Below are 11340 nucleotides of genomic sequence, written 5' to 3' on the forward strand. Positions count from 1 at the left end.
ACGACCTGCTATCAAGGACTTACACCGCTCGCTTCAAAGTATGCGGTTGCCCTGGTCCTCGGCCGACAGCGTCGGCGCGCGGGTCAGACTCTGATACCATCCGCCTCCATGGACGTATCCGACCTGATCGACCCCCTCAACGAAGCCCAGCGCCAGGCAGTCTGCGCACCGGCCGGCAACCTCCTGGTGCTGGCCGGCGCCGGCAGCGGTAAGACCCGTGTGCTAACGCACCGGATCGCCTGGTTGATCCGCACCGAAGGCGTCTCTCCCTTTGGTATCCTCGCGGTGACCTTCACCAACAAGGCGGCCCGGGAGATGCGTGGCCGCATCGAGTCCCTGTTGCAAGTGCCGGCCGGCGGTATGTGGGTGGGTACCTTCCACGGTATCGCCCATCGTCTGTTGCGGCAGCACTGGCGTGAGGCGGACCTGCCCCAGAGCTTCCAGATCCTCGACTCGGACGACCAGTACCGCATGGTGCGCCGCGTGCTGCGCGAGCTGCAGCTCGATGAGACCAACTGGCCGCCGAAGCAGGCACAGTGGTTCATCAATGGCCGTAAGGATGAAGGCCTGCGGCCTGAACATGTGGATCCTGAGGGTAATCCGGTGCAGATGCAGTTGGTACGCATCTACCAGGCCTATGAGCAGGCGTGTCGGCGCGGCGGTGTAGTGGATTTCGCCGAACTGCTACTGCGGGCCCATGAGTTGTGGCGCGACCGGCCGGACCTGCTGGCCCACTACCGGGAGCGGTTTCGGCATATCCTGGTGGATGAGTTTCAGGATACCAATGCCATTCAGTACGCCTGGATCCGGCTGCTCGCCGGTGATTCCGGCCAGGTCTTCGTGGTGGGGGATGATGACCAGTCCATCTACGGCTGGCGTGGCGCCCGGGTGGAGAATATCCATCAGTTCCGCCGGGATTTCCCCAATGTGCAACTCATTCGCCTGGAACAGAACTATCGCTCCACCGGCACCATCCTCTCTGCCGCCAACGGCATCATTGCCCACAACGCCGACCGGCTCGGCAAGGAGCTGTGGACCGCGGGTGAAAAGGGTGACCCGGTACGCATCTACGGGGCCTTCAACGAGATTGAAGAGGCCCGCTTCGTGGTGGACCGTATCCGCACCTGGAACCGGGAGGGCGGGGCGCGCTCCGAGGTGGCGATCCTCTACCGTTCCAACGCCCAGTCGCGGGTGCTCGAAGAGGCCCTCATGCAGGCGGCAGTGCCGTACCGGGTCTATGGCGGCCTGCGCTTTTTCGATCGCGCCGAGATCAAGGACGCGCTGGCCTACCTGCGCCTTATCGTAAACCGGGGCGATGACCCCTCCTTCGAACGGGTGGTCAATACCCCCACCCGCGGCATCGGCGATCGCACCGTGCAGGCCATCCGGGAGCATGCCGCCGCCCACCAGCAGCCGCTTTGGCAGGCGGCCATGGAGGTGGCCGAGGGTACGGCGCTGCCCGCCCGGGCGCGCAACGCCGTGCGGGCCTTTCTGGAGCTGGTCGAGTGTCTCGCAGAAGAGACAGAGATGCTTGAACTGCATGACACCTTCGAGCATGCGGTGACGCGAAGCGGCCTGATCGAGCACTGTAAAAAGGAGAAGGGCGAGCGCGGACAGGCGCGTATCGAAAACCTCGAGGAGCTGGTCAACGCTGCGCGCCAGTTCGAATTCGACGAGGAGCAGCACGAAGGGATGAGCGCCCTTTCGGCGTTTCTCGCCCACGCGGCCCTTGAGGCCGGCGAAGGCCAGGCGGACGAGTGGGAGGATTCGGTGCAGCTGATGACCCTGCACTCCGCCAAGGGACTGGAATTCCCCCTGGTGTTCATCTGCGGCATGGAGGAGGGGCTGTTCCCCCATCGCATGTCCGTGGAGGAGCCCGGCCGGCTTGAGGAGGAGCGTCGTCTCTGCTATGTCGGCATGACCCGTGCCATGCGCCAGCTCTACCTCACCTACGCCGAGGTGCGCCGCCTCTATGGTCAGGAAAACTATACCCGGCCCTCCCGCTTTCTGCGCGAGCTGCCGCCGGAATTCGTCGAGGAGATCCGCCTGCGCGGAATGGGCACGGCAATGCCCTCTCCGTCGCGCCGCGCCGAACCGACGGAGACCGCCGACGGGCTCGGTTTGGGCCAGCGGGTCACCCATCGCAAGTTCGGCGAAGGCGTGATCCTCGCCCTGGAGGGCCAGGGCGCCCAGGCCCGCGTCCAGGTCGCCTTCGACGATGTGGGCACCAAATGGCTGGTGCTCAGCTACGCCAACCTCGAAGCGGTGTAATCTCTAACCGCGGGGGACACGGGGAGCACGGGAAATTCTAGAGAAACGGCGATGAACCGAAATCCGTTCGTGATTGGCGTTTTTGCATAGCTGCCCTCTGGGTCGTTTGTGTTGTAAACCGGTTCCCCCGTGTTCCCCGTGCACCCCGTGGTTCAATCCCTTTGCGCTCTTCGCGTCTTTGCGGTTAGATCCGACTCTGCGCGTCCGCGGTGATAGATATAAGGTAACTGGTCGCCCGGGTGATTATGCGCGGCATAGGAGATTCGCCATCCCCGTGCAGGCGGGGATCCAATGTCTATCTCTTGCGGGTCGGGCCGGATTTCCCGTCATCCCCGCGCAGGTGGGGATCCATTTTGAGCCATGCCGCTGCCCTCTGGACTCCCGCCTACGCGGGAATGACGGGGGAGTGAGCAGTATCATAAAAGGAGAAATCAATGAAGCGTCGCGACTTTATCAAGGGGGTCGGTGCCGGCTCCGTGCTGGCCGGTGGGACATTGGCCGCACCGGCGGTGCATGCCGCCAAGCCGCACAAGTGGAAGATGGTCACCACCTGGCCGAAGAATTTTCCGGGTATGGGCACCGGTGCCAACAATCTGGCGAAATTGATTACCGAGATGTCCGGCGGGCGTATCGAGGTGAAGGTGTATGGCGCCAAGGAGTTGGTGCCGGCTTTCGAGATCTTCGATGCGGTTTCCCGCGGCACGGCGCAGATGGGTCACGGCGCCGCCTATTACTGGAAGGGCAAAAGCGAGGCGGCGCAGTTCTTTGCGGCGGTGCCGTTCGGCATGACCGCCCAGGAGATGAATGCCTGGCTCTATCACGGCGGCGGCATGGAGCTGTGGAAAGAGGTCTATGCGCCGTTTGGACTGATCCCCACCGCGGCCATCAATACCGGTGTGCAGATGGGTGGCTGGTTCAACAAGGAGATCAACTCCCTCGATGATCTCGAAGGCCTGAAGATGCGTATTCCCGGATTGGGGGGCGAGGTCCTGAAGCGCCTCGGGGGGACCCCGGTCAGCCTCCCCGGCGGTGAGATCTTCTCATCTCTGAAGTCCGGCGCTATCGACGCGACCGAGTGGGTGGGGCCCTACAACGACCTGGCCTTCGGCCTTCACAAGGCGGCCAAATACTATTACTACCCCGGCTGGCATGAGCCGGGCACCGTACTGGAGTCCTTTATCAACAAGGAGGCATTCGAAGCCCTCTCGGCCGATCTGCAGGCGATTGTCATCAACGCCTGCAAGGCCTCCAATGTCGACGGCCTGTCGGAATTCACCGCCCGCAACAACGAGGCGCTGGATACCCTGGTCAACCGGCACAAGGTGCAGCTGCGCCGCTTCCCCGATAGCGTCCTGAAGGAGCTGAAAGGGATCTCCGACCAGGTGGTGGCGGAAGTGGCCGCCAGGGACCCGATGTCGAAAAAAGTCTACGACTCCTTCCGGACCTTCCGCGACCAGGTAGTGGCCTGGCACGACGTCTCCGAACGCGCCTACCTCAACGCCCGCGCACTTTGAGCCGACGGAAACCGGGACTAACCGCAAAGACGCAAAGAGCGCCAAGGAAAAAAACAGACGTGTTCTTTGTGCCCTGGAAAAAGAATATCTCACCGCTGAGGCGCAGGGTACGCGGAGGGTCGCAGAGAGTAATCAACGCTAAAAGCCCCCGCGAACCCTCTGTGCCCTCTGCGTCTCTGCGGTGCAAAAACCAGACGTGTTCTTTGTGCCCTGGAAAAAGAATATCTCACCGCTGAGGCGCAGGGTACGCGGAGGTTCGCAGAGAGTAATCAATGCCAAAAGCCCCCGCGAACCTCTGTGTTCTCTGCGTCTCTGCGGTGCAAATCAGGCAGTTGTGCGGCGGCATCTTGCCATGGATCCTTCGACATCGCGGCTGCAAGCCGCTCCCACCGTCCCTGCGATTCAGATGCTCCTGTCGTAGCTCACCGCTACTATCCAATAGGTGGCCTCGCCCTCGGGAAGCCGGACCGTCACTTCGTCGTCGAGGGCTTTTCCAAGCAGTGCGCGGGCCACAGGGGCGTCGACGCTGACGTAGCGGGGATCGGCATCGAACTCGTCGGGCCCGACGATGCGGTATTGGTGCTCCTCGCCCGCTTCATCCTCCAGCGTTACCCAGGCACCGAAGAACACCCGCTGCTGATGGGAAGGCACGCTGTCGACAACCTGGAGGTCCGGCAGGCGTTTCTGCAGATAGCGAATGCGCCCGTCGATACCCCGCAACTCCTTTTTGCGGTAGATGTACTCGGCATTCTCAGAGCGGTCTCCTTCGGCCGCTGCTGCGGAGAGCGCGCTGACTACCCCATGACGGCGCGCCCACAATGCCTTCAGCTCCGCTTCCAGCCTGGCGTAGCCCTCCGGGGTGATGTACTTCGAACCGGTTTCTCGCGGTGGTCGCCAGCGTCCCATCGGACCTCCTGTGGGAATTAACCGCTAAGACGCAAAGAGCGCCAACGAAAAGAATATCTCACCGCTGAGGCGCGGAGGTTCGCAGAGAGTAATCAAGGGTAAGCCCCCGCGAACCCTCTGTGCCCTCTGCGTCTCTGCGGTGCAAAACAATAGATGCGTTCCTTGCGCCCTTCCGTCTTTGCGGTTAATACCGAAGTTACTCCCCGTAGACGACCCCCGGAAGCCAGGTCGCCAGTTCGGGCCACCAGGCGAGGGCGGCGAGGGCCGCGACCTGGATGACGATAAAGGGGGCGACGCCGCGGTAGATCTGCACCGTGGTGACCTCCGGGGGTGCCACGCCCCGCAGGTAGAAGAGGGCGAAGCCGAACGGTGGAGTGAGGAAGGAGGTCTGCAGGTTGATGGCGATCATCACTCCCAGCCAGACCGGATCCAGGCCCATGGCCAGCAGGATCGGTGCCACCACCGGTACGACCACGAAGGTGATCTCGATGAAATCGAGAATGAAGCCGAGCAAAAACATCACCAGCATGACCATGAACATGGCGGTAAAGACACCGCCGGGCAGATCGGTCAACACACCCTCGACCAGGTCATCACCCCCGTAGCCCCGGAAAACCAGGGAAAACAGGGAGGCGCCGATGAAGATCAGGAACACCATGCTGGTGACCTGGGTGGTCGCCCGAACCACTTCGGTCACTTTCCCCCACGTCAACTGCCCCTGCATCGCTGCCAGCAGGATGGCCCCCACCGCACCCACCGAGGCCGCCTCGGTCGGTGTGGCGGCGCCAGCCATGATGGAGCCGAGTACCGCCAGTATGAGAGCTAGTGGCGGCAGCAAAACCTTCCCGGCGCGAAGCGCCAGGGCGAGGCCCTTTTCGGTGCGCTCGGCCGCCGGGATCGCCGGGGCCACCGATGGTCGGAAAAGGGCTATACCGAAGAGATAGAGGATATAGAACCCGACGAGCATCAATCCCGGCAGCAGGGCGCCGGCAAACAGGTCTCCCACCGAGATGGTATCGGGTGACCAGATTCCCATCTCCAGCTGCGCCTGTTGATAGGCCGAGGAGAGCACATCACCGAGCAGAACCAGGATGATCGAAGGGGGGATAATCTGCCCCAGGGTCCCCGAGGCGCAGACGGTGCCGGTGGCCAGTTCCGGGCTGTAGCCGCGCTTGAGCATGGTGGGTAGCGACAGCAGTCCCATGGTGACCACGGTGGCCCCCACGATGCCGGTACTGGCGGCCAGCAGCATGCCTACGATGGTCACGGAGATCCCCAGGCCACCCCTGACCGGTCCGAACAGGGCGGCCATGGTATCCAGCAGGTTCTCCGCCACCCTGGAGCGCTCCAGCATCACTCCCATGAACACAAACAGGGGAACCGCAATCAACGTCTGGTTGGTCATGATGCCGTAGAGGCGGTTGGGCAGCGCCCCCAGGAAAGAGGGGTCGAAGAGCCCGGCCATGTCACCGAAGAGGGCGAAGGCCAGTGCGGTTCCGGCCAGGGAAAAAGCGACCGGATATCCGGCCAGCAGGACCATACAGACCGCAAGGAACATCCACAGCGGGGCGAGTTCGGCCATCAGAGCTCCTGCGCTGGATCGTGTTCGGGAGCAGCCTCAGGGTGGCCGGTAATGATCAGCAGACTGCGCAGGGCAAGCGCCACGCCCTGGAATATCATCAGGACTGCCATGGCGGGGATGGTGCTCTTGAGCAGGTAGACCCACGGCAGCCCGCCCGTCTCTCCGGAGCCCTCCCTCAAGGCCCAGGCACTGACGACGTAGTCCCAGCTGGCCCAGGCGATAAATCCGGACATCGGCAGCAGCAGAAGCAGCGTGCCGAGCAGGTCCACCCACGCCCGCCCGCGTCCGGAGAGGCGCCGGTAGACGATATCCACCCGCACATGTCCATCATGTTTGAGGGTGTAGGCCGCCCCCAGCATGAAAACCGCCGCATGCATGTAGGTGATCGACTCCTGCATGGCGATCCAGCCGATATTGAAGACGTAGCGCAGGACCACCACAGCAAAAGTCACCACGACCATCCCCAGCGTCAGCCAGGCGACTGCCCGTCCGGTAGCTTCGTTGACGGCGTCCAAATAGCCGATAAGGCGCTGAATCGTTTTCATAGGGTCAAAGCCGGAGCAGGTGCGCGCCTATTCTAGGCACCCCCCCACCTGCCGACAACCGCATAAACCACGGGGCAGGGTAAACGCATACTCCCATTTTTGATGCCGGCGAGCGAACCAAGTCCTGGATAGCCGGTACGCTGTGAATACCATCTACAGGGATGCAGGAAGTGAAGATGATGCAGGAGCAATCATCTTTCATCCGTGTACGCTCGACGGCAATATCCCTCGACAAGTGTGCTCCTGCATGGTCTAACACCGCCATCCCTGGCGGCGTGCTGCCGACGACCTGCCATCAAGGACTGACACCGCTCGCTTCAAAGTATGCGGTTGCCCTGACCACGGGGACACCGTTCCCGTGGTTGAAAATTTCACCACTCGAACAGCCGCCACTGCACGATGGGCGGGTTTTCAAGGTCGTTGCGGAAGGTCTCCAGCAGACCATCGCCATCGGTGTCGATGAGATAGTAAGGCGCACCGGCGGTCGGCGTGATCTTCACCATATAGACCTGCCCCCTGACGCTGTACTCCTCGATGATATCCTCATCCTTGCGCTGAATGCGGACCTCCGGCTCGAGTCCCTCCGGCATTGGGATATTATCGGCGATGGGCGGTGGGGGTTCGGCTTCGCCTCCCGGAGGTTCCTGGGCCGCAGCGGGAGCCAACATGGCGAGGGCGATAAAAACGGCGGGTGTACGCATGGTCGAATCCTTGGTTTTAGAGATCCAGCAGGATCTCCTGCTCTTCGGCTGAGGGCTCGAAGCCCCGGGTTTCGTAATGGCTGAAGATGGCTTCCACCACCTCCCGTGGCTCGTCGATGACCTGGAACAGATCCATATCCTCGGCAGCGATGGTCTTCTCCGTCACCAGTATCTCTTGCAGCCAGTCCACCAGCCCATTCCAGAACGGACTGTGTACCAGAATGATGGGGATGCGGCGGGTTTTTCCGGTCTGGACGAGAGTCAGGATCTCGGCCAGTTCGTCCAGAGTACCGAATCCGCCCGGGAGCACAACATAGGCCGAGGCATATTTTACGAACATCACCTTGCGGGCAAAAAAGTGCCGAAAGGTCAGGGAGATGTCCTGATAGCTGTTTCCGCTCTGTTCATGCGGTAACTGGATGTTCAGGCCGATCGAGGGCGATTTGCCGGCATGGGCCCCCTTGTTGGCCGCCTCCATAATCCCCGGCCCACCGCCGCTGACCACCGAAAAGCCGGCGTCGGAGAGGGCCCGCGCGATCTCCTCGGTAAGCTTGTAATAGGGGTGATCCGGTGAGGTGCGTGCCGAGCCGAAGATGCTCACCGAGGGCCGGATACGGGCGAGTTTTTCGAAGCCCTCCACGAACTCGGCCATGATCTGAAAGATCTTCCAGGACTCGCGGGTGAGCATTGCATCGTCAATCGGTGTCATACCCGGATGAGATTTGTTGTTTTCGTCCATAAGCGGCGAATTCCTCTGTTAACACCAAAAGCGAACACCAAGGCCAACGCCAAAAGCGAACCACGGGGTGCACGGGGGACACGGGTTTTTCAACACGCAGGGATTTTTTGCATCATCCGCTTTGCGTCTCTCTGGTGTATTTCCGTTTCTTTCCCGTGTCCCCCGTGGTCCCCGTGGTTTAATGTCACAGCTTGTCCGTAGTGTACCGCGCCGCAGTACACTATGGCCCGATTGTGCAGATTTCGAGAAGACCGATGACAGAACGCAGTGACAAGCCACTGGTGCTCGTGGACGGTTCGTCCTACCTATACCGCGCCTTCCATGCCCTGCCGGCGCTGACCAACTCCCGTGGCGAGCCTACCGGCGCCGTCTATGGCGTGGCCAATATGCTCCGCCGACTCCTGAAGGATTACGACCCGGAGTATATGGCAGTCGTCTTCGATGCCAAGGGCAAGACCTTCCGGGATGAACTCTATGATCAGTATAAAGCCCATCGTCCGCCAATGCCGGATGAACTCCGTGGCCAGGTGCAGGTACTACATGAAATGGTGCGTGCCATGGGCCTGCCGCTGCTGATCATCGATGGCGTCGAGGCGGACGATGTCATCGGCACCCTGGCGCGTCAGGCCGAGGCGGCGGACATGGAGGTGGTGGTCTCCACCGGTGACAAGGATATGGCACAGTTGGTCAGTGAACGGGTCACCCTCGTCAACACCATGACCGGTACGGTAACCGACGCCGACCATGTGGAGGAGAAATTCGGCGTTCCGGTGGAGAACATCGTCGATTGGCTCGCCCTGGTGGGCGATGCCGTCGACAACGTCCCCGGGGTACCCAAGTGCGGTCCCAAGACCGCTGCCAAATGGTTGCAGCAGTACGGTTCGCTGGACGGGGTGATGGAGCACGCCGAGTCGATCAAGGGCAAAGTGGGCGAAAACCTGCGCGCCAGTCTCGAGCAGCTGCCGCTATCACGGGAGCTGGTGACCATCCGCTGCGATGTGCCCCTGGAGCTGGGGCCTTTTGAATTGCGCCGCGGCGAGCCGGACCGGGAGACCCTGCGCGAACTCTATACCCGCCTCGAATTCCGCGCCTGGCTATCGGACCTGCTGGATGGCGCGGAGCCCGAGGAGCAGGTGCCTGAGGGTACCGAATACGAGCTGGTCCTCGACGAGGCGGGGCTGGATGCCTGGATAAAGCGTCTGGAGGACGCGGATCTGTTTGCGTTCGATACCGAAACCACCAATCTCGACTACATGCTGGCGGAGGTGGTCGGCGTCTCCCTGGCGGTGGAGCCGGGGCATGCGGTCTACATCCCTGTCGGTCACGACTACCCCGGTGTGCCGGACCAGCTCGACAAGGAGACTGTTTTTCAGCGCCTCGCGCCGTATCTGCTCGATCCCAACAAGGTCAAGCTGGCGCAGAATCTCAAATACGACATGAGCGTATTGGCGGCGGCCGGTATTCAACTGGAGGGGCCGGTGCACGACACCATGCTGGAGTCCTACGTGCTGAACAGCACGGCAGCGCGCCACGATATGGATTCCCTGTCGTTGAAGTATCTGGGGCGCAAGACCGTCACCTATGAAGAGGTAGCCGGCAAGGGTGCGAAACAGCTGGGCTTCAACGAGGTGGACCTGGAACAGGCGGCCCCCTATGCGGCGGAGGATGCGGACGTTACCCTCCAGCTGCATCGCAAGCTCTGGCCGCAGCTGGAGGCGATTCCTTCCCTGGCGAAGCTCTACACCGGGATCGAGCTGCCCCTGGTGGCGGTGCTTTCGCGTCTGGAGCGAAACGGCGTCTTGGTGGATATGGACAAGCTGCGCCGGCAGAGTACGGAATTGGCCAAACGAATGGGCGAAATCGAGCTCCTGGCCCACCAGGAAGCGGGCGGCCCCTTCAATCTCGGCTCACCCAAACAGCTGCAGGTCATCCTCTTCGAGCAGAAAGGTCTGCCGGTGGTAAAGAAGACGCCCAAGGGGCAGCCCTCCACTGCCGAGGAGGTGCTTCAGGAGCTGGCGCTGGATTATGAACTGCCGCGGCTGATCCTCGAGTATCGGAGCCTCTCCAAGCTCAAGTCCACCTATACGGACAAGCTGCCGGGCCAGGTCAGTCACGACGGGCGGGTGCATACCTCTTATCATCAGGCGGTGGCCGCCACCGGGCGACTCTCCTCGTCGGACCCGAATCTCCAGAATATCCCCATCCGCACCCCGGAGGGGCGCCGAATCCGCCAGGCCTTCGTCGCCCCGGATGGTTACAAGCTGCTGGCCGCGGACTACTCCCAGATCGAGCTGCGGATCATGGCCCATCTGTCACAGGATGAGGGCCTGCTGGGCGCCTTCGCCGAGGGCCGGGACATCCATACCGCTACCGCCGCCGAAGTCTTCGGCATGCCGCTGGAGGAGGTTACGGTTGCCCAGCGGCGCTCCGCCAAGGCGATCAATTTCGGGCTCATCTACGGCATGTCCGCCTTCGGCCTGGCGCGCCAGCTGGGCATCGACCGGGCGGCCGCCCAGACCTACGTCGACCTCTACTTCCGGCGCTACCCCGGGGTGAAGGCCTATATGGACGCCTCCCGCAGGAAGGCCAGGGACGATGGCTTTGTGGAGACGGTGTTCGGTCGCCGGCTCTATATCCCGGATATCAAGGCCAGCAACGCCCAGCGCCGGCAGTATGCCGAGCGTACCGCCATCAACGCCCCCATGCAGGGCACCGCGGCCGATATCATCAAGCGGGCAATGATTGCCGTGGACGGCTGGTTGCTGCAAGGCAGCGTGGATGCCCGCATGATCATGCAGGTTCACGACGAACTGGTGTTCGAGGTGGCGGAGGAAGACCTGGCAGTCGTTCGTGCGACGGTAATCCAGTGCATGTCCGGGGCCGCCGACCTCTCGGTGCCGCTGGAGGTCGAGGCCGGCGTAGGTGATAACTGGGACGAGGCGCACTGAGTTGCGAGTGGCTAGTTGCTAGTTGCTAGTTACGAGCCGTACCCCCTGCTACGCAGGCCCGAATAACGACGAACTCTTGGCCGTCATTGCGAGCCGTACCCGCCGCTACGCGGCCCCGAATCGGTGACGAACGT

The 11340-nt window shown here is 62.2% G+C and carries 8 protein-coding genes; 3 read left to right on the forward strand and 5 right to left on the reverse strand.

Annotation, left to right across the window (positions count from 1 at the left end):
* Positions 1 to 108 precede the first annotated feature (108 nt).
* Both uvrD and Q7L05_RS15520 read left to right on the forward strand, forming a co-directional pair.
* A complete protein-coding gene (uvrD, locus tag Q7L05_RS15515) occupies positions 109 to 2271 on the forward strand; it encodes a DNA helicase II (RefSeq protein ID WP_303908781.1) in 2163 nt (720 codons plus the stop codon).
* 434 nt (positions 2272 to 2705) lie between these two features.
* On the forward strand, positions 2706 to 3785 hold the full coding sequence (locus tag Q7L05_RS15520) for a TRAP transporter substrate-binding protein (RefSeq protein WP_303908760.1): 1080 nt from the start codon (positions 2706 to 2708) through the stop codon (positions 3783 to 3785).
* 402 nt (positions 3786 to 4187) lie between these two features.
* Here the strand turns inward: Q7L05_RS15520 and greB are convergent, their stop codons facing one another.
* The 5 genes from greB to Q7L05_RS15545 form a co-directional block, all read right to left on the reverse strand.
* Positions 4188 to 4691, reverse strand: a complete 504-nt coding sequence (greB, locus tag Q7L05_RS15525) for a transcription elongation factor GreB (protein ID WP_303908763.1) — start codon at positions 4689 to 4691, stop codon at positions 4188 to 4190.
* 196 nt (positions 4692 to 4887) lie between these two features.
* A complete protein-coding gene (locus tag Q7L05_RS15530) occupies positions 4888 to 6273 on the reverse strand; it encodes a TRAP transporter large permease (protein WP_303908767.1) in 1386 nt (461 codons plus the stop codon).
* The gene (locus Q7L05_RS15535) at positions 6273 to 6818 is read right to left on the reverse strand and encodes a TRAP transporter small permease subunit (RefSeq protein WP_303908769.1); all 546 of its coding nucleotides are present in this window, start codon (positions 6816 to 6818) and stop codon (positions 6273 to 6275) included. The genes Q7L05_RS15530 and Q7L05_RS15535 overlap by 1 nt, the downstream gene beginning before the upstream one ends.
* A 371-nt stretch (positions 6819 to 7189) precedes the next feature.
* Positions 7190 to 7519 (reverse strand): DUF2782 domain-containing protein, encoded by a 330-nt coding sequence (locus tag Q7L05_RS15540; RefSeq protein ID WP_303908772.1) that lies wholly within the window; start codon positions 7517 to 7519, stop codon positions 7190 to 7192.
* A 16-nt stretch (positions 7520 to 7535) separates the two neighbouring features.
* On the reverse strand, positions 7536 to 8258 hold the full coding sequence (locus Q7L05_RS15545) for a TIGR00730 family Rossman fold protein (protein WP_303908775.1): 723 nt from the start codon (positions 8256 to 8258) through the stop codon (positions 7536 to 7538).
* A gap of 254 nt (positions 8259 to 8512) precedes the next feature.
* Here Q7L05_RS15545 and polA point away from each other — a divergent pair, with 254 nt between their 5' ends.
* Positions 8513 to 11206, forward strand: a complete 2694-nt coding sequence (gene polA / locus Q7L05_RS15550; RefSeq protein WP_303908778.1) for a DNA polymerase I — start codon at positions 8513 to 8515, stop codon at positions 11204 to 11206.
* The last annotated feature ends 134 nt before the right edge of the window (positions 11207 to 11340 follow it).

Source organism: Thiohalomonas denitrificans (genome assembly GCF_016841685.1).
Taxonomy (GTDB): domain Bacteria; phylum Pseudomonadota; class Gammaproteobacteria; order Thiohalomonadales; family Thiohalomonadaceae; genus Thiohalomonas; species Thiohalomonas denitrificans_A.